24 protein-coding genes are annotated in these 25,852 nt (G+C 64.0%); 12 read left to right on the top strand and 12 right to left on the bottom strand.

What is annotated here, in order from left to right:
• The 5 genes from HU763_RS23235 (at position 1) to HU763_RS23215 (ending at position 5,554) form a co-directional block, all read left to right on the top strand.
• The gene (locus HU763_RS23235; protein WP_186684182.1) at positions 1-870 is read left to right on the top strand and encodes a LysR family transcriptional regulator; all 870 of its coding nucleotides are present in this window, start codon (positions 1-3) and stop codon (positions 868-870) included.
• Positions 871-1,105: 235 nt separating this feature from the next.
• A complete protein-coding gene (locus HU763_RS23230) occupies positions 1,106-2,164 on the top strand; it encodes a putative 2-aminoethylphosphonate ABC transporter ATP-binding protein (RefSeq protein ID WP_170033471.1) in 1,059 nt (352 codons plus the stop codon).
• A 1-nt stretch (position 2,165) separates the two neighbouring features.
• Positions 2,166-3,890, top strand: a complete 1,725-nt coding sequence (locus HU763_RS23225; protein WP_186684184.1) for a putative 2-aminoethylphosphonate ABC transporter permease subunit — start codon at positions 2,166-2,168, stop codon at positions 3,888-3,890.
• 18 nt (positions 3,891-3,908) lie between these two features.
• Positions 3,909-4,934: a putative 2-aminoethylphosphonate ABC transporter substrate-binding protein gene (locus tag HU763_RS23220; RefSeq protein WP_186684186.1), complete on the top strand. Its 1,026-nt coding sequence runs from the start codon at positions 3,909-3,911 to the stop codon at positions 4,932-4,934.
• A 71-nt stretch (positions 4,935-5,005) separates the two neighbouring features.
• A complete protein-coding gene (locus tag HU763_RS23215) occupies positions 5,006-5,554 on the top strand; it encodes a phosphonate degradation HD-domain oxygenase (protein ID WP_170033465.1) in 549 nt (182 codons plus the stop codon).
• A 63-nt stretch (positions 5,555-5,617) separates the two neighbouring features.
• Here HU763_RS23215 and HU763_RS23210 read toward each other — a convergent pair whose 3' ends face one another.
• Both HU763_RS23210 and HU763_RS23205 read right to left on the bottom strand, forming a co-directional pair.
• Positions 5,618-6,982, bottom strand: coding sequence for a GTPase/DUF3482 domain-containing protein (locus HU763_RS23210; RefSeq protein WP_186684188.1), 1,365 nt, complete (start codon positions 6,980-6,982; stop codon positions 5,618-5,620).
• On the bottom strand, positions 6,975-8,366 hold the full coding sequence (locus HU763_RS23205) for a DUF2868 domain-containing protein (RefSeq protein WP_186684443.1): 1,392 nt from the start codon (positions 8,364-8,366) through the stop codon (positions 6,975-6,977). Before HU763_RS23205 ends, HU763_RS23210 begins: the two co-directional genes overlap by 8 nt.
• A gap of 54 nt (positions 8,367-8,420) precedes the next feature.
• Between HU763_RS23205 and HU763_RS23200 the strand changes: the two genes are divergently transcribed.
• A complete protein-coding gene (locus HU763_RS23200) occupies positions 8,421-8,936 on the top strand; it encodes a dihydrofolate reductase (protein ID WP_186684190.1) in 516 nt (171 codons plus the stop codon).
• Positions 8,937-9,071: 135 nt separating this feature from the next.
• Here the strand turns inward: HU763_RS23200 and HU763_RS23195 are convergent, their stop codons facing one another.
• On the bottom strand, positions 9,072-10,463 hold the full coding sequence (locus tag HU763_RS23195; protein ID WP_186684192.1) for an L-cystine transporter: 1,392 nt from the start codon (positions 10,461-10,463) through the stop codon (positions 9,072-9,074).
• A gap of 244 nt (positions 10,464-10,707) precedes the next feature.
• Here HU763_RS23195 and HU763_RS23190 point away from each other — a divergent pair, with 244 nt between their 5' ends.
• A complete protein-coding gene (locus HU763_RS23190; protein WP_186684194.1) occupies positions 10,708-11,763 on the top strand; it encodes an HAD family hydrolase in 1,056 nt (351 codons plus the stop codon).
• Positions 11,764-11,772: 9 nt separating this feature from the next.
• Here HU763_RS23190 and HU763_RS23185 read toward each other — a convergent pair whose 3' ends face one another.
• Positions 11,773-12,441, bottom strand: coding sequence for an FMN-dependent NADH-azoreductase (locus tag HU763_RS23185; RefSeq protein WP_186684196.1), 669 nt, complete (start codon positions 12,439-12,441; stop codon positions 11,773-11,775).
• Between the two features lie 139 nt (positions 12,442-12,580).
• On the opposite strand from HU763_RS23185, the gene HU763_RS23180 reads away from it, so the two are divergent.
• Positions 12,581-13,435, top strand: a complete 855-nt coding sequence (locus tag HU763_RS23180; RefSeq protein ID WP_186684198.1) for a LysR family transcriptional regulator — start codon at positions 12,581-12,583, stop codon at positions 13,433-13,435.
• A 67-nt stretch (positions 13,436-13,502) separates the two neighbouring features.
• On the opposite strand, the gene ilvD is transcribed toward HU763_RS23180, so the two are convergent.
• Positions 13,503-15,344 carry a dihydroxy-acid dehydratase gene (ilvD, locus tag HU763_RS23175; protein WP_186684200.1) on the bottom strand — a complete coding sequence of 614 codons (1,842 nt, stop codon included), beginning with the start codon at positions 15,342-15,344 and terminating at the stop codon, positions 13,503-13,505.
• 479 nt (positions 15,345-15,823) lie between these two features.
• Here ilvD and HU763_RS23170 point away from each other — a divergent pair, with 479 nt between their 5' ends.
• A complete protein-coding gene (locus tag HU763_RS23170) occupies positions 15,824-16,480 on the top strand; it encodes a magnesium transporter (RefSeq protein WP_186684201.1) in 657 nt (218 codons plus the stop codon).
• 156 nt (positions 16,481-16,636) lie between these two features.
• Here HU763_RS23170 and HU763_RS23165 read toward each other — a convergent pair whose 3' ends face one another.
• Positions 16,637-17,833 carry a class I SAM-dependent rRNA methyltransferase gene (locus HU763_RS23165; RefSeq protein WP_170033449.1) on the bottom strand — a complete coding sequence of 399 codons (1,197 nt, stop codon included), beginning with the start codon at positions 17,831-17,833 and terminating at the stop codon, positions 16,637-16,639.
• A 177-nt stretch (positions 17,834-18,010) separates the two neighbouring features.
• On the bottom strand, positions 18,011-18,550 hold the full coding sequence (locus HU763_RS23160) for a type 1 glutamine amidotransferase domain-containing protein (RefSeq protein ID WP_186684202.1): 540 nt from the start codon (positions 18,548-18,550) through the stop codon (positions 18,011-18,013).
• Between the two features lie 191 nt (positions 18,551-18,741).
• Here HU763_RS23160 and HU763_RS23155 point away from each other — a divergent pair, with 191 nt between their 5' ends.
• Both HU763_RS23155 and mutM read left to right on the top strand, forming a co-directional pair.
• A complete protein-coding gene (locus HU763_RS23155) occupies positions 18,742-19,560 on the top strand; it encodes an HDOD domain-containing protein (protein ID WP_186684445.1) in 819 nt (272 codons plus the stop codon).
• Positions 19,561-19,563: 3 nt separating this feature from the next.
• Entirely contained in the window at positions 19,564-20,376 is an 813-nt protein-coding gene (gene mutM / locus HU763_RS23150; protein WP_186684203.1) for a bifunctional DNA-formamidopyrimidine glycosylase/DNA-(apurinic or apyrimidinic site) lyase, read from the top strand.
• Positions 20,377-20,531: 155 nt separating this feature from the next.
• Here the strand turns inward: mutM and HU763_RS23145 are convergent, their stop codons facing one another.
• From HU763_RS23145 to HU763_RS23125, 5 genes are all read right to left on the bottom strand, one after another.
• The gene (locus tag HU763_RS23145) at positions 20,532-20,783 is read right to left on the bottom strand and encodes a YfhL family 4Fe-4S dicluster ferredoxin (protein WP_013974644.1); all 252 of its coding nucleotides are present in this window, start codon (positions 20,781-20,783) and stop codon (positions 20,532-20,534) included.
• Between the two features lie 107 nt (positions 20,784-20,890).
• Positions 20,891-21,370 carry a pantetheine-phosphate adenylyltransferase gene (coaD, locus tag HU763_RS23140; protein WP_186684204.1) on the bottom strand — a complete coding sequence of 160 codons (480 nt, stop codon included), beginning with the start codon at positions 21,368-21,370 and terminating at the stop codon, positions 20,891-20,893.
• A 111-nt stretch (positions 21,371-21,481) separates the two neighbouring features.
• Entirely contained in the window at positions 21,482-23,080 is a 1,599-nt protein-coding gene (locus HU763_RS23135) for a GMC family oxidoreductase (protein ID WP_186684205.1), read from the bottom strand.
• Between the two features lie 18 nt (positions 23,081-23,098).
• Positions 23,099-23,584: a twin-arginine translocation pathway signal protein gene (locus HU763_RS23130; protein ID WP_186684206.1), complete on the bottom strand. Its 486-nt coding sequence runs from the start codon at positions 23,582-23,584 to the stop codon at positions 23,099-23,101.
• Between the two features lie 10 nt (positions 23,585-23,594).
• The gene (locus HU763_RS23125) at positions 23,595-25,025 is read right to left on the bottom strand and encodes a coniferyl aldehyde dehydrogenase (protein ID WP_186684208.1); all 1,431 of its coding nucleotides are present in this window, start codon (positions 25,023-25,025) and stop codon (positions 23,595-23,597) included.
• Positions 25,026-25,175: 150 nt separating this feature from the next.
• Between HU763_RS23125 and HU763_RS23120 the strand changes: the two genes are divergently transcribed.
• Positions 25,176-25,841, top strand: a complete 666-nt coding sequence (locus HU763_RS23120; protein WP_186684447.1) for a TetR/AcrR family transcriptional regulator — start codon at positions 25,176-25,178, stop codon at positions 25,839-25,841.
• The last annotated feature ends 11 nt before the right edge of the window (positions 25,842-25,852 follow it).

The following is a 25,852-nucleotide window of genomic DNA, read 5'->3' as shown; positions in this document are numbered from 1 at the left end:
ATGCTGAGTTCGGAGCTCAAAGCCTTCTACATGGTGGCCCGCCTGGGCAGCATCACCCTGGCGGCGAAGAAGCTCGGGCTCAGCCAGCCCACGGTGACTACGCAGATTCGTAACCTGGAAAGCCAGTACGCGGTGGAGTTGTTCTACCGCGGCGGACGGCGCCTGGTGCTGAGCGAAGAGGGCGGGCGCCTGCTGCCGATGGTCAAGGCGCTGCTGCAGCAGGAGGCCGACATCGAATTCGAACTGCGTAACAGCGGCCAGGCCCAGGGCAGCTTGCGCATTGCGGCCACGGCACCTTACTACATTCTCGACCTGGTGAAGATCTACCGTGAACGCCTGCCGCAAGTGGACGTGGCGGTAGAAATCGGCAACTCGCAGCAGGTGCTGGAGATGCTCGAGGAGTACCGGGTGGATATCGCTGCTTCGTCGCAGCTGGTGGAGGATGCGCGGCTGGTGCGGCGGGTACTGGGGACCGACCCGCTGGTGGTAGCGGTGCACCGCAATCATCCGTTGGCCCATCACCAGGCGGTTTCGATCGAGGCGCTGGCCGGGCATTGCCTGCTGCTGCGCGAGAAAGGCTCGACCACGCGCAAGCTGACCGAGCAGATGATGCGGGAAGCCGGGGTGACGGCCGGCACGTTGCTGGAAATTGGCAGCCGTGAATCGATCCGCGAGGCGGTGTTGCGCAATATCGGCATCAGCGTGATTGCCCGGCACGAAGTGCCGCACAACCGCGAACTGCGGGTGCTGGCACTGGAAAACGCGCCGGTGATGCACGAGTACTTGTATTGCCTGAAGGAGCGGCGTCAGGCCAGGTTGCCGGCCGCTTTCCTGGGGGTGGCACAAGAGGTGGCGGGTCCGCGTTTCTGATTCAAGACCAGCACAGCCTGTAGGAGCGGCCTTGTGTCACGAAAGGGCTGCGAAGCAGCCCCGGGATTTCAGTTTCACCGCAAAAAACTGCTGGGGCTGCTTCGCAGCCCTTTCGCGACACAAGGCCGCTCCTACAAAATCTGCCTATACCACTATTGCCGGCTTTTGCCCTGAAGCCACACAACCTTCGCATAGCCTTCCTAGCATGGCCCCATCTCTTCGATGAGGCCCTGCCATGAACCCCACCACCTCCGGCGCACCGATGAAAGTGCGCAACATCCACAAGCGCTTCGGTGCCTTCACCGCGCTCAACGATGTCTCGCTGGACATCAACGCCGGCGAGCTGGTGTGCCTGCTGGGCCCGTCCGGCTGCGGCAAGACCACCCTGCTGCGCTGCATCGCCGGCCTGGAGCACCAGGACAGCGGCACGCTGTTCATCGGCGAGCGCGATGTCTCCGCGCTGCCACCCCAGGCCCGGGACTACGGCATCCTGTTCCAGTCCTACGCGTTGTTCCCCAACCTGAGCGTCGAAGCCAACATCGCCTACGGGCTGGCCGGCAGCGGCCGCGATCAGGCCCGCCAGCGGGTGGCCGACATGCTCGAACTGGTAGGCCTGGTCGGTAGCGAGAAAAAGTACCCTGGCCAGCTCTCCGGTGGGCAGCAACAGCGTGTGGCCCTGGCCCGTGCGCTGGCACCGGCGCCCTCCCTGCTGCTGCTCGACGAGCCGATGTCGGCGCTGGATGCCCGCGTGCGCGAGCACCTGTGCAGCGAATTGCGCCAGTTGCAGCGCCAGCTGGGCATCACCACGCTGATGGTCACCCACAACCAGGACGAAGCCATGCTGATGGCCGACCGCATTGCGGTGATGAACAACGGCCGGGTCGAGCAGTACGCCACCCCACAGGCAATCTACGACCAGCCCGCCACGCCATTCGTTGCCGAATTTGTCGGCCAGGGCAACTGGTTGCCGTTCCAGCGCAGCGGCGACAGCCATGCCCAGGTGGGCGGCATGAACATGCGCCTGGCGCCGGGTGCGGCCCAAGCCAGCAGTGGCCGGCTGTTCTGTCGCCCGGAGGCGATCGCGGTCAACCCGCCGGTACCCGAAGACAACCTGTTCCCGGCGTTGATCCGCGAGATCACCTTCCTCGGTAACCGCTGCCGCATGCGCTTCGAGCTCAAGGCCCTGCCAGGCCATGCGCTGCTGGCCGAGCTGGCCCCCGAGGCCATGCCACGGCTGGGCTCGCAGGACATCTGGGTGGCACTGCCGCCACAGTGCCTGCAGGTGTTTGCCTGAGATGGCCGCGCCAATGTCCCTGCCGTTGAGCCAGGCCCAAGCCGCTCGAAACGCTGGCGTCGCCCGGGGTGACCGGTTGTTCGTCGTCGGCGGCAAGAGCCTGCTGCTGATCCTGCTGCTGGTGGCGGTGCTGATGCCGCTGCTGGCAATCTTCTGGCGCGGCTTCAGCGCCGAAGCGGGCCAGGGTGGCGGCCTGGTGGCGGCAGGCGAGCTGTTCGCCAGTGCCAACTTCCACTGGTTGCTGGGCAATAGCCTGGCGGTTGCTTTCACCGTCGCGGCCATCGTGGTGCCACTGGCCTATCTGTTCGCGTATGCGTTGCAACGCACGCTGGTCCCGGCCAAGGGCCTGTGGCGGGGCATTTCCCTGTTACCGCTGCTCGCGCCGTCGATGCTGCCGGCCATTGCCCTGGTCTACCTGTTCGGCAACCAGGGGCTTCTGCGCGGGTTGCTCAGCGACAATATCTATGGCTTCTGGGGCATTGTGCTGGGCGAAGCCATCTACACCTTCCCACATGCGCTGATGATCCTGCTGTCGGCCCTCTCGCTGGCCGATGCACGCCTGTTCGACGCCGCGTCCAGCATGGGCGCCGGGCCGTGGCGGGCCTTTGTCAGCATCACCTGGCCGGCCACGCGCCAGGCAGTGTTCGCGGCGTTCTGCCTGGTGTTCACCCTGACCATCACCGACTTCGGCGTACCCGTCGTGGTTGGCGGTGATTATCAGGTGCTGGCGCTGGAAGCCTACAAGGCCGTGGTCGGCCAGCAACAGTTTGGCCGTGGAGCGTTGATCGGCATGGTGCTGCTGGTGCCGGCGCTGTTGAGCTTTTCCGTCGACGCCTGGCTGCGCCGACGCCAGGGCGAGGCCATGAGCGGTCGTGCCCAGGTGTTCGAGGCAAAGCCGTCACGGGCCCGCGATGCCTGCTTCCTGGCCATCGTGCTACTGGTGTGTGCGGCGTTGCTGCTGGTGATTGGCATGGCGGTGTATTCGTCGCTGGTTACCTTCTGGCCCTACAACCTGTCGCTGTCGCTGCGTCACTACATGTTCGAGGACACCGCCGGAGGCGGCTGGCTGGCCTATCGCAACAGCGTGACCATGGCCGTCGGCACTGCGCTGATCGGCAGCATGGTAATCTTCACCGGTGCCTACCTGATGGAGAAGACCCAGGGCCAACGCCTGCTCAACCAGGCGCTGCGCTTGCTCAGCTTCATCCCCATGGCTGTGCCGGGCCTGGTACTAGGCCTGGGCTACGTGTTCTTCTTCAACCTGAACGGCAACCCCTTGCACGTGTTCTATGGCGGCATGGGGCTGTTGGTGGTGTGCACCATTGCCCATTACCTGACCACCGCACAGATGACCGCGACCACCGCGCTGCGCCAGCTCGACGGCGAGTTCGAGGCCGCCGCGCTATCGCTGAAGGCTCCACTGTACCAGCACTTCCTGCGGGTGACCGTGCCGATCTGCCTGCCGGCGCTGCTGGACATCATCCGCTACCTGTTCGTCTCGGCGATGACCACCGTCTCGGCGGCGATCTTCCTGTACAGCCCCGACACCATCCTGGCTGCCGTCGCCGTGCTGAACATGGACGACGCCGGCAACGTCGGCGGTGCCGCCGCGATGTCCACCCTGATCCTGCTGACCAGTGCTGGCGCTTCACTGTTGCTGGCCGCAGCCTCACGCGGCCTGCTGCGCCGCTCCCAAGCCTGGCGCCAACGCGCCGCGACCGTCTGACCTGTAAGGAACCTACCCATGCACAAGCACCTTGCACTTGCCGCTGCCGTTTCCGCCGTGTTCAGCCTGCAGGCCTCGGCCGCGGCTACCCAGCTGACGGTCTACACCGCGCTGGAAGCCGAACAGCTGAAGAGCTACAAGCAGGCCTTCGAGAAGGCCAACCCGGACATCGAGATCAAGTGGGTCCGTGACTCCACCGGCATCATCACCGCCAAGCTGCTGGCCGAGAAAGACCGCCCGCAAGCTGACGCCGTATGGGGCCTGGCGGCATCGAGCCTGGCCATCCTCGATCACAATGGCATGCTTGAAGCCTATGCACCCAAGGACCTGGACAAGATCGCCGGTAACTATCGCGATGCTGCCAACCCGCCAGCCTGGGTCGGCATGGACGTGTGGGCTGCCACCCTGTGCTTCAATACCATCGAGGCCGAGAAGCAGGGCCTGAGCAAGCCGGTCAGCTGGCAGGACCTGACCAAGCCCGAGTACAAGGGCAAGATCGTCATGCCCAACCCGGCCTCGTCCGGCACCGGCTTCCTAGATGTCAGTGCCTGGTTGCAGACCTTTGGCGAGCCGCAGGGCTGGGCCTACATGGATGCCTTGCACGAGAACATCGGCCAATACGTTCATTCCGGGTCCAAGCCGTGCAAGCTGGCGGCGGCGGGCGAGTTCCCGATTGGCATCTCGTTCGAGTACCCGGCCGTGCAGCTCAAGCGCCAGGGCGCGCCGCTGGACATCGTGCTGCCGAAGGAAGGCCTGGGCTGGGAGATCGAGGCGACCGCAGTGATCAAGGGCTCGCCGAAGGCGGATGCGGCCAGGCGCCTGGCTGATTTCTCGGCCAGCCCGGCGGCCATGCAGCTGTACAAGGAGAACTTTGCCGTGCTGGCCGCGCCGGGTATCGCCAAGCCACAGACCGAGTTGCCGGCGGATTACGAACAGCGGTTGATCAACAACGACTTTGCCTGGGCTTCGCAGAACCGTGACCAGATCCTGGCCGAGTGGCGCAAGCGCTATGACGGCAAATCGGAGAAGGTCGCCCAGCAGTAACCCGCACTGGCCTCTTCGCGGGCGTGCCCGCGCAGCATCCAGCACCGCAATCACGCCAGGAGAAGGCTGTTATGCCTACCCCAACCCAGATCATCGACAGCATCTTTGCCCTTTACCAGCGCCACGGCAATGACGATTACATCGGCGAGGCCATCACTCAGCTCGAACATATGTCCCAGGCCGCGCAACTGGCCATGGCCGAGGGCTTTGACGATGAAGTGGTGCTGGCGGCGTTCTTCCACGACATCGGCCACCTGTGCGGCGGTGACGCCAGCATGGGCGGCTATGGCGTGGTCAGCCATGAACGCATCGGCGCCGAGTACCTGCGCCGCTGTGGCTTTGGCGAGCGCATGGCGCGGCTGGTGCAGAACCACGTGGAGGCCAAGCGCTACCTGACCTTGCGCCAGCCGGGGTATTACCAGCGGTTGAGCGAGGCGAGCCGGCGCACGCTGGGATATCAGGGGGGCGTGATGAACGAGGCCGAGGCGGATGCGTTCGAACGCGACCCGCTGTTCGAGGTGAGCTTGCGGATGCGGGATTGGGACGAGAGAGCCAAACAGGTCGATGTTGCGCTGCTCGACCTGGATGAGTTGAAACAGAAGGCGCTGGCGTTACTTTGAAATGCTGGCTGCCAGCACAGGCCCAATCGCCGGCTTGCCGGCGATGAGACCAGGCCTGCAGGCTCAGATCTGCGAAACCAGCGCCTCCAGTTGCTCTTGCCGCTCCGCCTGGTTCAGCTTCGCCCCAGGGTTCAGGGTGGACCACTGCGGATGCGCCCGCGCCTTCACCAGTGCCTCCGGCAACTTGCCCTCACGCCAGGTCTGCTCATCCAGCGCTTCCAGGCGAATGCTGTCCTGCGCTGCATGCCCGCGATTTTCCAGCGCGACCTGCAGCTGCTGCTGACGCAGGGCCAGCAGGCGCAACACGGTATCGTCCACGGTCAGCTCGCGCTTGCCTTTCAACTTGCCCATCAGGCGCGACCCATAGTTGCGGGCGGTTTGCAGCGCGCCTCCGGCAATCGCCCCGGCCAGTGCCGCCGCGCCGAGGGTGAGGCCGCCCACCAGTAGGTCGACCCCGGCACCGGCCGCAGCACCGGCCGCCACACCGCTGCCCAGGCGCACGCCGAGCAGTTTCAAGGTCTCCGGATTGAACAGGTCGTCGCCCCAGCGGCCATCCAGCAACGGCAGGTCGCTGGCATGGGCATCCTCGCGGCGAAAGGCATACAGCTTGAGCAACGCTTCGACACAGCGCTGTTCGCGCTGGCGTACCTCTTGCCGCAGCGCCTCGATGGCCCGGGCCTCGGCCGCTGGCTCGGCCTCGACACTGCGCCGGCAGGCGGCGCAGTCCAGCAGCAGCTCGGCGATCAGGCGCTTGCCGCTGTGCCGGCGTGCCAGGCGCTGCGCCTGCTGGTCGTCGATCAGCCGCTGCAAGGCCGGGCGGGCGTTTTCCAGCAGTAGCGCCAGGCTTTCGTACAACCGGCGCTCGCCATCCTCTGGCGGGGCCACGCTGTCGAACCGCACCAATGCGTGAAGGCCAAGGCGGGCGAGGGCTTCACGCCATTGCGGCTCGCGATGCGCGTGGCTGGCGACGAAGTTGAGCACCGGTAGCAGCGGCTTGCCGCAGCTGGCCAGTACCTCCAGCTCGTCGCGGTACTTGGCCAGTACCGGCTCGCGGGCATCGATCACATACAGGCCGGCATTGCTGGCCAGCAGCTGGCGCAGCACCTTGGCCTCCTGTTCGAAACGTTGGCGTGCTTCGCTGCCCTGCAGAAAGCGCTGCAGACGGGCCGGGCCGTCGAGGCGCTCGCCCGGGCGGTCCAGGCGTTCAAGGTAGTCGAGCAGGGCGATGGCGTCTTCCAGGCCCGGGGTGTCGTACAGTTCCAGCAGGGGCTCACCGTCCACCGACAGCCGCGCCCCTTCTACGTGGCGGGTGGTGCTGGGGCGGTGGGATACCTCGCCGAAGCCGACGTCACGGGTCAGGGTGCGCAGCAGCGAGGTCTTGCCGACGTTGGTGTGGCCGACCACGGCCAGTTTCAGTGGCTCAGTCATGGCCATGCTCCAGCCAGGTCAGTGGTGAGGTATCGGCATGTGGCAAGCCAAGCCGGTCGAGGGCTTCGTGCCAGTCACCCAGGCGCTGCGCGTCCAGGGCCTGGCCCGGTGCGGCCTGTAGCAGCCAGATGCGGGTTGCGCCGGCATTGCGTGCCAGTTCGGCGAGCAGCGCCAGGCTGCCACGGTCGGGCGAGCGGCGTGGGTCGCAGGCAATGGCCAGGCGCGCCGGGGGGAAGCGGCTGAGCTGCTCCAGCAGCCGGTTACGCGATTCACGGCTATCGAGCACACCGGCATCGGTCACGCTTTTCGGCAATGTGGGTGGCCAGGGGCGCTGGTCGTCCAGTTCCAGGCCGACCAGCAGTGCGCCACTGCTGCCGCTTTCCAGCTGGCCGGCGGTGAACGCCTGCAAGGCATCGGGCGCGGCGTCCTGTACGCCGATGCGTTCGCTGCGTGGCATCAGCGCTTCACGCAGTTGCGCGTAGCCGGGCAGGCTGAGATCCAGCGCCAGGCACCCACGGCCCTGGCGCCAGCGCCACAGGCACAAGCCGGCCAGCAGCAGGCGTGGCAACAAGCCATAAACCAGCACCACGCCGAGCAGCCAGCTGGCCCAGGCTTGCCGTGCCAGGTCCAGGGCCGGCAAGCTGTCGCCGCTCGCACGGATCATGCCCTCGTCGGGCACGGCGAAGCCCAGCAGCGAGGGCAGGGCGCCCAAGGCCTGGGTCAGGTGGATGAACGGGTCGGCAGCGAGCAGGGTGGTTTCCCAGACGAAGCCATAGCGGCGGGTGGCCAACAAGGCCAGCAGCATGCCCAGCGCGCTGATCATCGCCAGCAGCCACAACCCGTGCACCAGCAGGCCGAGCAACCAGCGGCTGAGGCGCTGGCGCTGCAACAGAACCAACAGTGCCGGGGCCAGGTGCGCGGCCTTGGCGTCGCGGGCGAAGCGTTCGCTCAGCCACAGCCACAGGCGGCCCAGCCCGGCGCCATACTCGCCGCTGGCGGCAAAGCCGATGGCCCAGCCCAGCAGCATCAGCAGGTCAAGCCCGAGCAGGCTGCCCAATGCCCAGAACACATTTACCGGGCGCTGGCCATCACCGAGGGCCGCCAAGGCCAGCCCCGCGCCGCTGAGCATGGCCAGTATCAGCAAGGCCAGCAGCGCCAGGCGCGCGCCCTGTTTCCAGTGGCGCAGGGCGACGCTCATGCCGTCGCGTTCAGCCAGGAACAGCGCACGGGTTTCAACCCGGGTCGCCAGGTCACCTCCCGCTTGGCGGGCACGGCGGTTGGCTTCCTGGTCCTCCAGGGGGCCGGCATGTTCCTCGCGCAGGCGTACCGCTTCGGTGAGCCAGCGCTTGTCCAGGAAAGTCGGAGCAGTCACAAGGTCTTCCAATGCACAGGTCAGGGCAGAAGCATAACCCACACGCCCGGTGCTATCCTCGCTGGCATGAATACATCACTCCCCCTCAGCCTGATCGCGGCGCATGCCGAAAACCGCGTGATCGGCATCGACAATTCCATGCCCTGGCATTTGCCGGGGGATTTCAAGTACTTCAAGGCCACCACCCTGGGCAAGCCGATCATCATGGGGCGCAAGACCTGGGATTCCCTGGGGCGGCCGCTGCCCGGGCGCTTGAACATCGTGGTCAGCCGCCAGGCAGGGCTGGAGCTGGCCGGTGCCGAGGTGTTTGGCTCGCTGGAACAGGCCCTGGTCCGCGCCGAGCAGTGGGCGCGTGAGAACGGTGTCGATGAATTGATGCTGATTGGTGGGGCGCAGCTGTATGCGCAGGCGCTGGAGAAGGGGCTGGTCAGCCGGATGTACCTGACACGGGTGGATTTGGCGCCGGAAGGGGATGCCTGGTTCCCCGAGTTTGATCAGGGGCACTGGCGGCTGGTGTCGAGCGAGGCACAGGCAGAGGAAGGCAAGCCTGGGTATCATTTTGAGGTTTGGGACAAGGTTTGAGATTTTAGGGCTGCTTTGCAGCCCATCGCGACATAAGGCCGCTCCTGCAGGCGGCCGCGCAAGACGGACATGCGCGGTGCCCTGTAGGAGCGGCCTTGTGTCGCGAAAGGGGCGCAACGCGCCCCCGGCAATCCGTCAGGTATGGCTCAGCTCGGCATGTTCATCGCCAGCCAGCACTTGTTTGTCGGTCTCTTTCAACAGCTGGCTGGTCACCACGCCCGCGGTCATCGAACCATTCACGTTCAACGCCGTGCGCCCCATGTCGATCAGCGGCTCTACCGAAATCAGCAACGCCACCAACTCCACCGGCAAGCCCATGGCCGGAAGCACGATCAATGCGGCGAACGTCGCGCCACCACCTACACCGGCAACGCCTGCCGAACTCAGGGTAACGATGGCCACCAAGGTGGCGATCCACAGCGGGTCGAAAGTATCGATGCCCACCGCAGGCGCCACCATCACCGCCAACATGGCAGGGTAGAGGCCGGCGCAGCCGTTCTGGCCGATGGTGGTGCCGAACGAGGCGCTGAAACTGGCAATCGACTGCGGCACGCCCAGGCGCCGAGTTTGCGCTTCGATGTTCAGCGGAATGCTGGCGGCGCTGGAACGGCTGGTGAAGGCGAAGGTCAGCACTGGCCACACCTTGCGCAGGAAACGCAGCGGGTTCACACCGCTGGCGGCGAGGATAACGCCGTGCACCATGAACATCAGCCCCAGGCCCAGGTACGACACCACCACGAAGCTGCCCAGCTTGACGATGTCTTGCAGGTTCGAGCTGGCCACCACCTTGGCCATCAACGCCAGCACGCCATACGGGGTCAGCTTCATCACTACCCGCACCAGGCGCATCACCCAGGCCTGCAGGATGTCGACGGCCGACAGCACGCGCTGGCCTTTCTCGGCATCGTCCTTGATCAGCTGCAACGCGGCCAGACCGAGGAATACGGCAAAGATCACCACGCTGATGATCGAGGTCGGTTTCGCCCGTGCCAGGTCACCCACCGGGTTGCTGGGGATGAACGACAGCAGCAGTTGCGGGATGTTGAGGTCGGCGACCTTGCCGGCATAGTCACTGTGGATGACCTGCATGCGTGCACTTTCCTGGGCGCCAGCCACCAGGCCTTCGGCGCTGAGGCCGAACAGGTTGGTCAGGACGATGCCGATCAATGCCGCGATGGCAGTGGTCAGCAGCAGGGTGCCAATGCTCAGCACGCTGATGCGGCCCAGCGACGAGGCATTGTGCAGGCGCGCCACGGCGCTGAGGATCGAGGCGAAGATCAGCGGCATGACGATCATCTGCAACAGGCCGACATAGCCGTTGCCGACCAAGTCAAGCCAGCTGATGGTGGCCTTGAGCACCGGGTGGCCTGCGCCATACAACGTGTGCAGGGCCAGCCCGAAAACCACGCCCAGCACCAGGCCCAGCAGGACTTTCCTGGCCAGGCTCCAGTCGGTGCGGCGGGTTTGTGCCAGGCCCAGCAACAAGGCCAGGAACGCCAGCAGATTAAGGGACAGCGGCAGGTTCATTAAAGCTCCAGCGGAAAAAGGCAAAAGAGGCACCGCCTCTGTGAGCGATTGCGAACGGAAATGCTAACAGCCTGAAAACAAACGAATTTATACGCATATGGAATGTGCATAGTCGTTTATGGAATAACGCGCTGTCGCGGATGGCAATGAACGCGGCGTTTGCAGCTGCATGAGGGTCGTTATGAAAGGCCGCCGACAACGGTTGTTGCACTAGCGTTTCGGGGTCATTTCAGGAGATTCGTAGATGAAATTTGCTCCGAAAGCTGTCGCTGCCGCCCTGTCCCTGCTGTTCAGTATCGAAACCTTCGCCACCGAGCTCAAACACTGGCCGGCCGAGGCCGCCAAGCAGCTCGACAGCCTGATCGCCGCCAATGCCAACAAGGGTAACTACGCGGTGTTCGACATGGACAACACCAGCTACCGTTACGACCTCGAAGAGGCCTTGCTGCCATTCCTGGAGAACAAAGGCCTGCTGACCCGCGACAAGCTCGACCCCTCGTTGAAGCTGATGCCATTCAAGGACACCGCCGACCACAAGGAAAGCCTGTTCAGCTATTACTACCGGCTGTGCGAAGTCGACGACATGGTCTGCTACCCGTGGGTAGCCCAGGTGTTCTCGGGCTTCACCCTGCAGGAGCTGAAGGTGCAGGTGGATGAGATGATGGCCTCCGGCAAGCCGATCCCCAGCACCTACTACGAAGGCGACCAGGTCAAGACCATCGAGGTGCAGCCGCCCAAAGTCTTCAAGGGCCAGACCGAGCTGTACAACAAGCTGATGGAGAACGGTATCGAGGTCTACGTGATTTCCGCTGCCTCCGAGGAGCTGGTGCGCATGGTCGCGTCCGACCCCAAGTATGGCTACAACGTGAAGCCGGAGAATGTGATTGGTGTGAGCCTGCTGCTGAAGGACCGTGCCAGCGGCCAGCTGACCACTGCCCGCAAGCAGATCACTGCCGGGCACTACGATGCCAAGGCCAACGCCGGGCTGGAACTGACCCCGTATCTGTGGACCCCGGCCACCTGGATGGCCGGCAAGCACGCGGCCATCCTGACCTATATCGATGAGTGGAAGAAGCCGGTACTGGTCGGCGGTGATACGCCAACCAGCGACGGCTACATGCAGTTCCATGGCGTGGACGTAGACAAGGGCGGTATCCACCTGTGGATCAACCGCAAGGCCAAGTACATGGACCAAATCAACGGGATGATTGCCAGGAATGCGGCGGCACAGGCCAAGGAAGGCTTGCCGGTGACGGCGGACAAGAACTGGGTGGTCGTGACGCCGGAGCAGATTCAGTAACGGGGCTTGTCAGCCGTTGCGGCCCACGATGACCGTCCGGGCCGCTTCCTGATCAATGTTCTGCGCCAGCAAGGTAGCGGCTTCGATGGCGGCTGTACGGACGCTGGCCCCTACAGGGCCAAGCGTCTGTTCGACGACGACACTGTGCACCTGGTTTATACCGACGAAGCGAAACCATGTGTCGATGAAGGGTTTTTCCAGGCCAAAGCCTTGCTCGGGGGTCTGTGAGCCGGGGCCATACCCCAGTCCGCGAGAGTAGATTGCAACAGCCCGACGTCCACCCAGCATGCCGTTCAACCCGTGCTCATCGAAGGTGAACAAGACGTCTTTGTGCGAAATGGCGTCGATCAGATGCTTGAGCTTGTACGGAATGCCGAAATTCCACAGCGGCACGCTGAACACCAAGGTATGAGCCTGGTGGAACCGTTCAGCGAGTGCCTCGATCTGCTCCCATGCCGCGGCTTGAGCGGCAGACAGTGGGGTGTCGACAAGCCTTGCATATTTTGCCGCGAGTAACGCGCCATCCACTTCGGGAAGTTCGCATTCCCAGGGATCAAGGCGGTCAATTTGCACGGCTTTGCGCTCTGCTAACGCCGCCAGGAACACTTCGGCAATCTGTGTGGAGACGGAGCGCTCTCCACGCGGTGATGCGCAAACATACAAGATACGTTCAACCATCGGGCTTCTCCTTGGCAGTGTGGGTGACACGATCCCGGCAGTACGACTGCGCGGATACTTGGCGCAAAGTCTGATTCAGAATAATCAGTTATGGAAATCACGTATGCTTCGCTCATTGAGTGAGATAGGTGATTAATCGGTGTTCGATATCGTGCTTTTGCGAAGCTTCATTGCTGTTGCCGACAGCGGTGGCTTCACGCGTGCTGCGCAGAGCCTGCACCTGACGCAGTCGGCGATCAGCGCCCACATCAGGCGGCTGGAAAGTGATGCCGGGCATAGATTGCTGGAGCGCACGACCCGTTCTGTCAGCCTGACGCCAGCCGGTACGCGCCTGGCAGGCTATGCCCGCACCATCCTGGCGCTGCATGATGATGCCCGCGCGAGTCTCGGCGTCGGCCGCCGGGTTTCCGGCATGGTAGTTGTCGGGTTGAGCGAGGAGATGGTGAAAGCGCCCATCATCGACTGTTTGCGTCGATTCTCGGCGGCACATCCCGACGTGGAAATTTCGCTGAAAGTCGGCCTGACCGGCGAGCTGCTTGGACTTTTACAATCGGCTGGGCTCGATATCGTGCTGGGCAGCCGCTGCGGCGATGATGAACGTGGCGAATTGCTTTGGTCCGAGCCGCTGATCTGGGCGAGAGGGCCGCTTGCGTTGAGCCTCGATGATGCAAGCACCCCGATACCCTTGGCGGTGTTTTCCGACCAATGCCCCTATCGGGCTGCCGCCATCGCAGCCTTGGCACGTGCGGGGCGACAATGGCGGATCGTTTGTCAGAGCCCAAGTGCCGGGGGGCTGATAACCGCCGTCAACGGTGGGCTGGGTATTACGCCGGTCACCCGATCAACTGCACTGGCTGCAGGTTTGCAGGAAGAGCCAACGCTGCCTCCTCTTCCTCAAGCGCAGTTCATTCTGACCTCGACGGCAAAGCCGAAGCGTTCGGTTGCCTTGCTGCTGGCGCAATTGCGTCACTGTGCTTCGAGAGCAGTGCTTTGATTCAGTAGTTCTCGCTGCCAAAAAAAACCGGCGCACCAGGCGCCGGCTTTTCAACTGCCAGGTAGCCTTACAGCCCTTCCAGCATCGCCTTGTTACGCACAGCGCCCTTGTCGGCACTGGTCGCCAGCAGGGCATAGGCCTTCAGCGCGGTGGTCACCTTGCGTGGGCGCACTTCGGCAGGCTTCCAGCCCTTCTTGTCCTGCTCGACGCGGCGCTGGGCCAGTTCTTCGTCGCTGACTTGCAGGTTGATCGAACGGTTGGGGATGTCGATCAGAATCTTGTCGCCGTCGCGCACCAGGCCGATGGCGCCGCCAGCAGCGGCCTCCGGCGAAGCGTGGCCGATCGACAGGCCCGAGGTACCTCCCGAGAAGCGGCCGTCGGTGAGCAGGGCGCAGGCCTTGCCCAGGCCTTTGGACTTCAGATAAGAGGTCGGGTACAGCATCTCTTGCATGCCCGGGCCGCCTTTCGGGCCTTCGTAGCGGATGATCACGATGTCGCCGGCCTTCACTTCGTCGGCGAGGATGCCGCGCACGGCGCTGTCCTGGCTCTCGAAGATCTTCGCCGTGCCTTCGAACACCAGGATCGATTCGTCGACACCGGCGGTTTTCACCACGCAGCCATCCAGCGCGATGTTGCCGTACAGCACGGCCAGGCCACCCTCCTGCGAATAGGCGTGCTCGACGCTGCGGATGCAGCCTTCGGCGCGGTCCAGGTCCAGGCTCGGCCAACGGGTCGACTGGCTGAACGCGGTCTGAGTCGGAATGCCGGCAGGACCTGCCTTGAAGAAGGTGTGCACGGCTTCGTCATCGGTCTGGGTAATGTCCCACTTGGCGATGGCTTCTTCCATGCTGCGGCTGTGCACGGTCGGCAGGTCGGTGTGCAGCAGGCCGCCACGGGCCAGCGAGCCGAGGATGCTGAAGATGCCGCCGGCGCGGTGCACATCTTCCATGTGGTACTTCTGGATGTTCGGCGCCACCTTGCACAGCTGCGGCACTTTGCGCGACAGGCGGTCGATGTCGCGCAGGTCGAACGCCACCTCGGCTTCCTGGGCTGCGGCCAGCAGGTGCAGGATGGTGTTGGTCGAGCCGCCCATGGCGATATCGAGCATCATGGCGTTCTCGAACGCCTTGAAGTTGGCAATGTTGCGCGGCAGTACCGACTCGTCGTTGTCGCCGTAGTAACGCTTGCACAGCTCGACGATGGTGCGGCCGGCAGTGAGGAACAGTTGTTCGCGGTCGGCGTGGGTGGCCAGGGTCGAGCCGTTGCCCGGCAGGGCCAGGCCCAGGGCTTCGGTCAGGCAGTTCATCGAGTTGGCGGTGAACATGCCGGAGCACGAGCCGCAGGTCGGGCAGGCGCTACGCTCGTATTCGGCGACCTTTTCATCGGAGGCCGAAGAGTCGGCAGCGATGACCATGGCGTCGACCAGGTCCAGGCCATGGCTGGCCAGCTTGGTCTTGCCGGCTTCCATCGGGCCGCCGGAAACGAAGATTACCGGGATGTTCAGGCGCAGTGCGGCCATCAGCATGCCGGGGGTGATCTTGTCGCAGTTGGAGATGCACACGATGGCATCGGCACAGTGGGCATTGACCATGTATTCCACGGCATCGGCGATGATCTCGCGGCTTGGCAGCGAGTACAGCATGCCGTCGTGACCCATGGCGATGCCGTCATCGACCGCGATGGTGTTGAACTCCTTGGCCACGCCACCGGCGCGTTCGATCTCGCGGGCGACCAGCTGGCCCAGGTCCTTCAGGTGCACGTGGCCCGGGACGAACTGGGTGAACGAGTTGGCGATGGCGATGATCGGTTTCTTGAAGTCTTCGTCCTTCATCCCGGTGGCGCGCCACAGGGCACGGGCGCCGGCCATGTTGCGGCCTTGGGTGGAAGTCTTTGAACGGTAATCAGGCATGAAACACTCCTGGCGGCTTAATCAGGTCACAAAAAGGGGAGTGAGCTTCTCTTGTCCTTTGTACCGCAGGCCGGTTGCCACTGGCACGGATGGGGCCGAAGACCGCGCGGGATCGCCGCGTGCTTGGGCAGAGCTCATAAACCCGCCGGGGATGACTGGCGATGAATAGGCCGATTCTACACCGCTGAGGCGGTGAGGGAATGGCGATGTGGCCGGGCGGTGGATTTGGCCTGTTGGCCGGTTGCTTGTAGGGCCTTTCTGAATCGCTGCTGATGGGGCTGACCAGCAGGCCCTGAGCTTCTATTATCCCGGCGCCGCATGTGCGGCTTTGCGAGAAAAACACTCAATGGACCTTCCCAGTTACCGGTTCCAAACGAACCTGAAATCTGGCACTGAGCGCGCCGTCGCCAGAGCTGCCGAAGGCTTGAGTCCACGGGGCTGAGGTCTGTGGGCGCCTGGGTCGGCGCCTGGAGAAACTCATGCAACAATCGCTCGATAAAGACACCTCCGGCCCGAACATCCAGGCAGCCCTGGAGGCACAACGGCGTGAGGCGACCGAAGATTTCCACAAGGGCGCCTCTATCACCAATCACATAGGCAATCTGCGCCACGCGACCCTTGGCCTGCTTTACCGCAAACGCGTGTTCTGGCTGGTTCTGCTGGTGTTCGGCAACCTCTTTTCCGGGGCGGGCATTGCTGCCTTCGAGGAAACCATCGCCGCCCACATCGCTCTGGTGTTCTTTCTGCCACTGCTGGTGGACAGCGGCGGTAATGCCGGCGCCCAGTCTGCAACCTTGATGGTGAGGGGCCTGGCCACAGGTGAAGTGGTCATGCGTGACTGGTGGCGCATGCTGGGGCGGGAATTCGCGGTGGCGCTGCTGCTTGGATGCACCATGGCAGTGGCCGTAGCGTCCTTGGGGGTACTACGCGGGGGGCCGCAGATTGCCCTGATCGTTGCCAGCAGCATGGTGGTGATCGTGCTGGTCGGCAGCCTGATCGGCATGAGCCTGCCGTTCCTTCTCAGCCGCTTCAAGCTGGACCCGGCCACGGCCAGTGGCCCGTTGATCACATCGATTGCCGATGCGGCGGGGGTACTGGTGTATTTCGGCATAGCGACGCAGGTATTGGGGATCTGATGCCAGTTTTGACCATCGTGCTTTTGTAGGAGCGGCCTTGCGTCGCGACGGGCTGCGAGCAGCCCCTTCGATCCGTGCACAATAGCCGAAATCCTGGGCCGCCTTGCGGCCCATCGCGACGCAAGGCCGCTCCTACGGAAGCAATTACGGAGGCGGTCAGCTGTTGGGCAGCAACCGGCAGGTGATGCTCTTGATGTAGCGGGTTTCAGCGATGGCCGGGTGCACCGGGTGGTCCGGGCCCTGGCCGCCGCGTTCGAGCAATTGCAGGTTGCGGTCCAGGTGGCGGGCGCTGGTCAGCAGGATGTTGTGCAGGTCGTCTTCCGGCAGGTGCATCGAGCACGAGGCGCTGACCAGGATGCCGTCCTTGGTCAGCATGCGCATGGCCTGTTCGTTCAGGCGACGATAAGCCGCCTCGCCGTTCTTCAGGTCTTTCTTGCGCTTGATGAACGCGGGTGGGTCGGCAATGATCACGTCGAAGCGCTCTTCGGCGGCCTTGAGCTCGCGCAGCGCCTCGAACACGTCGCCTTCGATGCAGGTCAGCTTCTCGCTGATGCCGTTCAGCGCGGCGTTGCGCTCCACGCCATCCAGGGCGAAGCCCGAGGCATCGACGCAGAACACTTCGCTGGCGCCGAAGGCACCGGCCTGCACGCCCCAGCCACCGATGTAGCTGAACAGGTCGAGCACGCGCTTGCCTTTGACGTAAGGTGCCAGGCGCGCACGGTTCATGCGATGGTCATAGAACCAGCCGGTCTTCTGCCCTTCACGCACCGGAGCTTCGAACCTGACGCCGTTCTCTTCCAGCGGCACCCAGTCCGGCACTTCGCCGTAGACCGTCTCGACATAGCGCTGCAGGCCTTCGGCGTCGCGCGCCGAGGAGTCGTTCTTGAACAGAATGCCGCTGGGCTTGAGCACCTGCACCAGGGCTGCAATCACGTCGTCCTTGTGCGCTTCCATGGTGGCCGAGGCCAGTTGCACCACGAGGATGTCGAAGAAGCGGTCGACCACCAGGCCTGGCAGCAGGTCGGAGTCGCCGTAGACCAGGCGGTAGCACGGTTGCTCGAACAGGCGCTGGCGCAGTGACAGGGCCACGTTCAGGCGGTGCACCAGCAGCGACTTGTCCAGCGGCAGCTTGGCATCGCGCGACAGCAGGCGGGCACAGATCAGGTTGTTCGGGCTCAGTGCAACGATGCCCAGCGGCTTGCCGTTGGCCGCCTCGAGAACAGCCTGCTGGCCGGCCTGAAAGCCCTGCAACGGGGTCGCGGTGACATCGACTTCGTTGCTGTAGACCCACAGGTGGCCGGCGCGCAGGCGGCGGTCGGCATTGGCTTTGAGGCGAAGGCTGGGCAGGGACATGACGTCGCTCCGGAAAAAAGAGCGGGATTATAGCCTGTCTGCCTATCTATCGGTGTCAGGCTCGACAAACTGCGGCCTCATCGTCGGCAAGCCAGCCACCACATGGGCTGAACCGCCTTGGCGGCGTGCGCCTTACTGTGGAGGCGGGCTTGCCAGCGATGAGCCCGCTAGCGGCAATCAGGCCGCGAGTGCCTTGATCAACTGCTGGCTGAACGCCGGAATGTCATCGGGCTTGCGGCTGCTGATCAGGTTGCCATCGACCACCACTTCTTCATCCACCCATTCCCCCCCGGCATTGCGAATGTCGTCCTGCAGGGTCTTGTAGCTGGTCATCCGCTTGCCCTTGACCAACCCGCATGACACCAGCAACCAGCCGCCGTGGCAGATCACTGCCAGCGGCCTGCCGGCCGAGTCGTGGCTTTTCACCAGTTTCTGCGCGGCGGGGATGAGCCGAATCGTGTCAGAATTTTGCACGCCGCCGGGCAGCACCAAGGCATCGTAGAGGTCCAGGTGGGCGCCTTCGAAGGTGGCATCCACGGCGAATTCATCCGCCGGCCGGTCATGGTTCCAACCCCGTACAGTGCCTTCTCTGTCGCTGAGGATATCCACTACCGCGCCGCTCTGTTCCAGGGCTTCGCGGGGCCCGGTCAGCTCCACCTGCTCGAAGCCATCGGTGACCAGAAAGGCCACGCGCTTGCCGTTCAGTTCCGCACTCATGGGCCTTGCTCCTTTTTCGATGGGTGTGAAAAAAGAGGCCCGTGGCGCTCAAGGAAAGTTCCGGCGTTACGATTCAGTGGTTGGTCCCTTGCCAGTCTAGAAGGTTAGAATCGCCCGTCCCGAACGAGTATGCACGTATGTCCCAGGAACTCAGCGCCGAACAGATCCAGCAAGCCTTGCAAGGCATTACCATCCCGCCGCAACCGCAGATCATGGTCGACCTGCAGTTCGAGCAGTACATGCCTGACCCGGACCTGGAAACCATCGCCAAACTGATTTCCCAGGACCCGGGCCTCTCGGGTGCCTTGCTCAAGCTGGTCAACTCCCCGCACTTCGGCCTTTCCAACAAGATTGGTTCGATCCAGCGCGCGGTGAACCTGCTGGGTAGCCGTTCGATCATCAACCTGATCAACGCCCAGTCGATCAAGGGCGAAATGAGCGACGAGACCATCGTCACCCTCAATCGCTTCTGGGATACCGCCCAGGATGTGGCGATGACCTGCCTGACCCTGGCCAAGCGCACCGGCATCCAGCCTGCGGACGAGGCCTATACCCTCGGCCTGTTCCACGACTGCGGCGTGCCGCTGATGCTCAAGCGCTTCCCGAACTACATGGAGGTGCTGGAGCAGGCCTATGCCACGGCCGATGAGGAAACCCGGATCGTCGACACGGAAAACCGTTCTTTCAACACCAACCATTCGGTGGTCGGCTATTTCACCGCCAAGTCCTGGCGGCTGCCCGAACACCTCAGCGCGACCATTGCCAACCACCACAATGCCCTGGCGGTGTTCCGCGACGAAAGCTCGCGCAACACCCAGAGCCAGCTGAAGAACCTGCTGGCGGTGCTGAAGATGGCCGAGCACATCTGCGCCTCCTACCGGGTGCTGGGTAACCAGTCGGTGGACCACGAGTGGCGCGTGGTCGGCCCACTGGTGCTCGATTACATCGGCTTGTCGGAATACGATTTCGAAAACCTCAAGCAGAACATTCGCGAGTTGGGCGGGCACTGACACATGCCGGAATTACCCGAAGTAGAAACCACCCGGCGCGGTATCGCGCCGCACCTGGTGGGCCAACGCGTCAGCCGGGTGGTGGTGCGTGACCGGCGCCTGCGCTGGCCGATTCCCGAAGACCTGGATGTGCGCCTGTCGGGGCAGCGCATCGTCAGTGTCGAGCGGCGCGCCAAATACCTGCTGATCAATGCCGAGGTCGGTACCCTGATCAGCCACCTGGGCATGTCGGGCAACCTGCGCCTGGTCGAACTGGGCTTGCCGGCAGCCAAGCATGAGCACGTCGACATCGAACTGGAGTCGGGGCTGATGCTGCGTTACACCGACCCACGCCGCTTTGGCGCGATGCTGTGGAGCCAGGACCCGCTCAACCACGAACTGCTGCTGCGCCTGGGCCCGGAGCCGCTGACCGACCTGTTTGACGGCGAGCGATTGTTCCAGCTGTCCCGCGGGCGCTCGATGGCGGTCAAGCCGTTCATCATGGACAACGCCGTGGTGGTGGGGGTGGGCAACATCTACGCCACCGAGGCCCTGTTTGCCGCCGGCATCGACCCCCGCCGCGCGGCAGGCGGGATCTCACGGGCGCGCTACCTGAAGCTGAGCATCGAGATCAAGCGGGTGCTGGCGGCGGCGATCGAGCAGGGCGGTACCACCTTGCGCGATTTTATCGGCGGTGATGGCCAGCCGGGTTACTTCCAGCAGGAATTGTTCGTGTATGGGCGCGGCGGGCAGCCGTGCAAGGTGTGCGGCACGCAATTGCGCGAGATAAAGCTGGGGCAGCGGGCCAGCGTGTATTGCCCGCATTGCCAGCGCTGAGGTGTTTCGCTGCAGGTTGTAGGAGCGGCCTTGTGTCGCGATGGGGCGCGCGGCGGCCCCAGGAATTTCAGCTCAGCTGCAGAAGTTGCCGGGGCCGCTGCGCGCCCCATCGCGACACAAGGCCGCTCCTACAGGTGCCGCGCAGGCCTGTGGGTTCAGGCCTTGCCGGTAATCCGGCGATACTTGGCCATCAGCTCTTCTTCGGTTTCCGGGTGCGCTTCATCCAGCGGGATGCAATCGACCGGGCAGACCTGCTGGCATTGCGGCTCGTCGTAATGGCCCACGCACTGGGTGCACAGGTTAGGGTCGATCACGTAGATCTCTTCGCCTTGGGAGATGGCCTCGTTCGGGCACTCGGGTTCGCAGACGTCGCAGTTGATGCAATCGTCGGTGATGATCAGGGACATGGGGACTCCGGCCGGGGCTCTGCGCCCGGGCATGTTCAACGCAGTGGGCACAATTGTGCCGCATTCGCGCCCGCAGTGCACGCGGGCGCGACAATCAGCTGTGTGGCTTACTTCCTGAAGCGTTCGGTCAGCGCGTCGGCCACCACCGGGTGTACGAACTTGCTGATATCACCACCCAATGCGGCGATTTCCCGGACCAGGGTCGAGGAAATGAACGAATAACGCTCCGAAGGCGTGAGGAACAGGCTTTCCACATCAGGAGCCAGTTGCCGGTTCATGTTCGCCAGCTGGAACTCGTACTCGAAGTCGGATACCGCCCGCAGGCCGCGCAGGAACACGTTCGCGCCCTGTTTCTTGGCGAAATGCGCCAACAGCGAGGAGAAGCCGATGACTTCGACATTGGGCAGGTGCTTGGTGACCTCCCGGGCGAGCTCCACCCGTTGTTCCAGCGGGAACAGCGGGTTTTTCTTGGGGCTGGCTGCCACGGCGATGATCACGTGGTCGAACAGCCGCGAGGCGCGTTCGACCAGATCGCCATGGCCTTTGGTAATGGGGTCGAAAGTACCCGGGTACAACACTCGGTTCATCGCGTCATCCTGGCTGGAGTGCGTTGGGGACTCGGATGGTAGCGCAGCGACTGCGCCCGGCCAAGTCATGCGGCCGGCTGATGGCACTATAGACAGGGGCCGTGTTCGTTGTCATGCGCTGTGTGCCAGGCGGGCGATCAGGGCCTCGCTGAGCCTGGCGCTGATGGCATACACCGACAATTGCGGGTTGGCGCCGATGCTGGTGGGGAACAGCGAACCGTCGTGAATCGACAGGTTTTGCAACTGGTGATGGCGGCCCAGGCTGTCGCATACCGCCTGGCGCGGGTCCTCGCCCATGGCACAACCGCCCATCACGTGGGCGCTGCCCAGGCGCGTGCGGAACGGCTCCAGGCGCAAGCGGTCGATCATGGCCAAGGCCTGTTGCAGGCTGGACGCGGCACTGGCATCGCTGTGCACGGCGGTGACCTGGGTGGCGCCAGCGGCGAATTGGATTTGCGCCATGCTGCGGTAGGCGCGGCGCAAACCGTCGTACAGATAGTCAGTGAGCGGGTAGTCGAGCACGGGCGAACCATCGCCGCGCAGCTCCACGGTGCCACCCTGGCTTTGTGGGTGAAAGCCATCGCGCAGCAGCGCCAGCATCACGTGGGTATGTGGCAGCTCGGCCATGCGTCGAGCATTTTCCTCGCCGTATCCGCCCAGCAGGGTGCTGGCCAGGGCCGGGTGCAATGGTGGTACCTCCAGTTTGTAGCCAATCGGGCCATCGACGCCGCCTTGCCATTGGAAGTGGTCGCTGTAGATGGACTGTGGGGCGCCGTAATAAGGGTCGATACGCTCGTTGAAGCGGGCCGCGCTGAAGTTCACCAGGTGCAGGAAGGTCCGTTTGCCCAGGCGGCCGTGCGGGTTGGGCGCGGCGGACCGCAGCAGCAGCGCCGGGCTGTTGATGCCGCCACCGGCAACCACGTAGTGACGGGCGCGAATGTGCACCAGGCGGCCGGTAGGGTGCAGGCCCTGGCTGTCCAGAGCCTGGCAGGTCAGGCCGAGGATGCGTTCGCCGTTGTGCTCGAAGCGCTCGGCCCGGGCCAGATAGAGCAGCTCGCCGCCTTGCTCGAGGGTGGCGGGAATGCGGGTCACGAGCATTGATTGCTTGGCATTCACCGGGCAACCCATGCCGCAATAACCCAGGTTCCAGCAGCCGCGCACGTTGCGTGGGATCACTGCCCAGCGGTAGCCCAGCTGCTCGCAGCCACGGCGCAACACGTCGTTGTTGGCATTCGGCGGCAGCGCCCAGGGAGTGATGCCCAGCTCCTGTTCGATGCGTTCGAACCAGGGGCGCATCTGCGCTTCGCCCAGGCCGCTCACGTTGTGCGCCGACGCCCAGTGCGCCAGCGTCTGGGGCGGGGTGCGAAAGCTCGAGGTCCAGTTCACCAGCGTGGTGCCGCCCACGGCCCGGCCCTGAAGGATGGTGATGGCGCCATCCTTGCTCATGCGGCCCAGGCCTTCCTGGTACAGGCTGGCGTAGGCTTCGTTTTCCAGCAGATGGAAATCGCTGCTGGTCTTCAATGGGCCTTCTTCGATCAACAGCACCTTGAAGCCGGCGGCACTGAGCATCTGCGCGCTGGTAGCACCACCGGCACCGCTGCCGATCACCGCAACATCGGCCTCCAGGGTGAGGTCTTGCTCCAGGCGCGAGGCGTCGTGGGTAATCCAGCCGCGCTCCAGGCCTTGGCGAAACGGGTCAGGTACAGGCATCTGCGCTGCTCTTCGTTGTCAGATCTTCGGTGGGCCCGGGTAGCCGCAGGCGGCCCAGGATTCAGGGCGTTCATACCAGGCCATCTGCAGCAATTGCAGCAGCGATGCGTGACCCATGCGCAGCAGGTTCAGTGAGCTGTCCTGCCAACGCTGCAGGAAGGCCCTGACTTGCGCGGGGCTGGCTTGTTCCCAGGCACCCCAGATACCCGTCAGCGGGCCGCGAGTCAGCGGCAGGCTGAGCACGTCGAACAGCTGCCGGGTGAGCTTGAGCATTTCTGGCGACAACGCCGACAGCTTGTGGTCGAGGCTGTGCAGCACCAGGGTTTCGGTGGCCTGCGTGCCGGCCAGTACTACCGGGATCAGCGCACCCAGTAGCGGCAGGTCATCGTCGCGCAGGATGTCGTAGCCGGTCGCGGCGGTTTGGGCGCGGCAACCGACCAGGCTGGTGCCGGCCAGCACGAGGCTGGCACCCAGGCTGAAACGCAACAGTTCGCGGCGGTGCATGGGCTGCCCCTCAGCGGATGAACAGCTTGTAGACCACGCGTTGCAAGGCTTTGCCATAAGGCGGGTAGATCAGCCGTGCGGTATTGAGACGTTGCTTGGCCAGTACCGCCTTGGCCTTGCTGAAGGTCAGGAAGCCGTCGCGGCCATGGTAGTGGCCCATGCCCGAAGGCCCGATGCCGCCGAATGGCAGGTCGTCCTGAGCCACGTGAAGCAGGGTGTCGTTCAGGCACACACCGCCGGAATGGGTGTGGCGCAGTACCTGCTCCTGGCCAGTGCGGTCATAGCCGAAGTAGTACAGCGCCAACGGGCGCGGCCGTTGGTTGACGTAGGCCAGCGCCTGCTCGAGGTCGTCGTAGGGCACCAGCGGCAGCAGTGGGCCGAAGATCTCGTCCTGCATCACCTGCATGTCGTCATGTACCCCCAGCAACAAGTGTGGTGGCAGGCGCCGGCCCTGGTGGGTTTCGTCGGGGTACAGGTCGAGCACCTGCGCGCCTTTGGCGCGGGCATCGTCCAGCAGCCGTTGCAAGCGCTGCAGCTGGGACGGGTTGATGATAGCGGTGTAGTCGGGGTTGTCGGCGATGCGCGGGTACAACCGGCGCACGGCCCGCTGGTAGGCGTCGCTGAAGGCTTGCAGCCGCTCGCGCGGCACCAGCACATAGTCGGGGGCGACGCAGGTCTGGCCAGCGTTCAGCGTCTTGCCGAAGGCGATGCGCTCGGCGGCGCTGTCCAGCGCTACGTCAGCCGAGACAATCGCCGGTGACTTGCCGCCCAATTCCAGTGTGACCGGGGTCAGGTTGTGTGCCGCAGCCAACATCACCTGACGCCCCACGCTGGTGGCGCCGGTGAACAGCAGGTGGTCGAAAGGCAGGCGAGCAAAGGCCTGGCCTACCTCGACCTCGCCGAGTACCACGCTGACCAGGTCACTGGGGAACACCCGTTCCAGCAGCTGTTTCAGCGCCAGGCCCGTGGCCGGTGTGGCTTCGCTGAGCTTGAGCATGACCCGGTTGCCGGCTGCCAGGGCGCCGGTCAGCGGGCCGATGGCGAGGAACAGCGGGTAATTCCACGGCACGATGATACCGACCACGCCCAAGGGTTGATAACGCACCTGCGCGCGGGCCGGCTGGAAGGCCAGGCTGACCCGGCGCCGGCTGGCGCGCATCCAGCGTTGCAGATGCTTTTCGGCGTGGCGCAGGCCTTGCATGCAAGGCAGCAGCTCGGCCAGCAAGGTCTCGTCGGCGCTGCGCCCTGCAAAATCCTGGCCGATGGCATCGATCAACTGCGTCTGATCGGCCAGCAAGGCCTGGCGCAGGCTTTTCAGCCATTGCCGCCGCTGCGCTGCGGGTGGCAACGGGTTGCCGGCAAAAGCCCGACGCTGGGCAGCGAACATCGCCGCCAGGTCGGTGTCGGATTGCACAAGAGGCAGGGCGCTAGGCGTATTCATGGCAGCGTCGAGTCCGGGCCGGAAATCCCTAGAGCCTATACTCTAATTCGGCCGATGGTGGGACTTTTTTCGCGCTTTCGGGCGGTGCACTCCACCCTCGATACGCCGTAAGATGACCTTTTGATGAAGCCCGCAGACTGGGAGCCGAGCATGGCGCCGCGCATGAAGACCCGAGAGCGCATCGTGCAGAACAGCCTGGAGTTGTTCAACCAGCAGGGTGAACGCAGCGTCAGTACCAACCATATTGCCGCACACATGGAAATCTCACCCGGTAACTTGTACTACCACTTCCCCAACAAGCAGGCGATCATCGCCCTGTTATTCAGCCAGTACGAGGAACTGGTGGACAGCTTCCTGCGCCCGCCGCAAGGCCGGGTAGCGACCGTCGAGGACAAGCGCTTCTACCTCAAGGCCCTGTTGGCAGCGATGTGGAACTACCGCTTCCTGCACCGGGACCTGGAGCATCTGCTGGACAGTGACCCGGAGCTGGCCGCCCGTTACCGACGCTTTTCCGAGCGCTGCCTGCACCAGGGCCAAGCGATATACCGTGGCTTCGTCGAGGCGGGCATCCTGGCCATGACCCCTGCACAAATCGAATCGCTGACCATCAACGCCTGGATCGTGCTGACCTCCTGGGTACGGTTTCTCAGTACCACGCGGGAGCATTCAGCACACCTGGGGGAGGAAGCTTTCAAGCGCGGCGTCTACCAGGTGCTGGTGCTGGAGCTTGGCTTCGTCACCGATAATGCCCGCAATGCCGTGGATGCCCTGTGCCAGGAGTTCCATGTACCGTTCAACCAGGCCCTGGAGCAGTAGCTGGGGCCCAA

Origin of the sequence: Pseudomonas anuradhapurensis, assembly GCF_014269225.2 — a bacterium.
GTDB lineage: Bacteria > Pseudomonadota > Gammaproteobacteria > Pseudomonadales > Pseudomonadaceae > Aquipseudomonas > Aquipseudomonas anuradhapurensis.
Note: the sequence above shows the minus strand (reverse complement) of the source record. Positions and strands in the feature narration are given on the sequence as shown.

Bases quoted from the DNA above. Each gene is read 5' to 3' on its own strand.
- HU763_RS23235 (WP_186684182.1), top strand. From the start codon at position 1: ATGCTGAGTTCGGAGCTCAAAGCCTTCTACATGGTGGCCCGCCTGGGC.
- HU763_RS23230 (WP_170033471.1), top strand. From the start codon at position 1,106: ATGAACCCCACCACCTCCGGCGCACCGATGAAAGTGCGCAACATCCAC.
- HU763_RS23225 (WP_186684184.1), top strand. From the start codon at position 2,166: ATGGCCGCGCCAATGTCCCTGCCGTTGAGCCAGGCCCAAGCCGCTCGA.
- HU763_RS23220 (WP_186684186.1), top strand. From the start codon at position 3,909: ATGCACAAGCACCTTGCACTTGCCGCTGCCGTTTCCGCCGTGTTCAGC.
- HU763_RS23215 (WP_170033465.1), top strand. From the start codon at position 5,006: ATGCCTACCCCAACCCAGATCATCGACAGCATCTTTGCCCTTTACCAG.
- HU763_RS23210 (WP_186684188.1), bottom strand. From the start codon at position 6,982: ATGACTGAGCCACTGAAACTGGCCGTGGTCGGCCACACCAACGTCGGC.
- HU763_RS23200 (WP_186684190.1), top strand. From the start codon at position 8,421: ATGAATACATCACTCCCCCTCAGCCTGATCGCGGCGCATGCCGAAAAC.
- HU763_RS23195 (WP_186684192.1), bottom strand. From the start codon at position 10,463: ATGAACCTGCCGCTGTCCCTTAATCTGCTGGCGTTCCTGGCCTTGTTG.
- HU763_RS23190 (WP_186684194.1), top strand. From the start codon at position 10,708: ATGAAATTTGCTCCGAAAGCTGTCGCTGCCGCCCTGTCCCTGCTGTTC.
- HU763_RS23185 (WP_186684196.1), bottom strand. From the start codon at position 12,441: ATGGTTGAACGTATCTTGTATGTTTGCGCATCACCGCGTGGAGAGCGC.
- ilvD (WP_186684200.1), bottom strand. From the start codon at position 15,344: ATGCCTGATTACCGTTCAAAGACTTCCACCCAAGGCCGCAACATGGCC.
- HU763_RS23170 (WP_186684201.1), top strand. From the start codon at position 15,824: ATGCAACAATCGCTCGATAAAGACACCTCCGGCCCGAACATCCAGGCA.
- HU763_RS23165 (WP_170033449.1), bottom strand. From the start codon at position 17,833: ATGTCCCTGCCCAGCCTTCGCCTCAAAGCCAATGCCGACCGCCGCCTG.
- HU763_RS23160 (WP_186684202.1), bottom strand. From the start codon at position 18,550: ATGAGTGCGGAACTGAACGGCAAGCGCGTGGCCTTTCTGGTCACCGAT.
- mutM (WP_186684203.1), top strand. From the start codon at position 19,564: ATGCCGGAATTACCCGAAGTAGAAACCACCCGGCGCGGTATCGCGCCG.
- HU763_RS23145 (WP_013974644.1), bottom strand. From the start codon at position 20,783: ATGTCCCTGATCATCACCGACGATTGCATCAACTGCGACGTCTGCGAA.
- coaD (WP_186684204.1), bottom strand. From the start codon at position 21,370: ATGAACCGAGTGTTGTACCCGGGTACTTTCGACCCCATTACCAAAGGC.
- HU763_RS23135 (WP_186684205.1), bottom strand. From the start codon at position 23,080: ATGCCTGTACCTGACCCGTTTCGCCAAGGCCTGGAGCGCGGCTGGATT.
- HU763_RS23130 (WP_186684206.1), bottom strand. From the start codon at position 23,584: ATGCACCGCCGCGAACTGTTGCGTTTCAGCCTGGGTGCCAGCCTCGTG.
- HU763_RS23125 (WP_186684208.1), bottom strand. From the start codon at position 25,025: ATGAATACGCCTAGCGCCCTGCCTCTTGTGCAATCCGACACCGACCTG.
- HU763_RS23120 (WP_186684447.1), top strand. From the start codon at position 25,176: ATGGCGCCGCGCATGAAGACCCGAGAGCGCATCGTGCAGAACAGCCTG.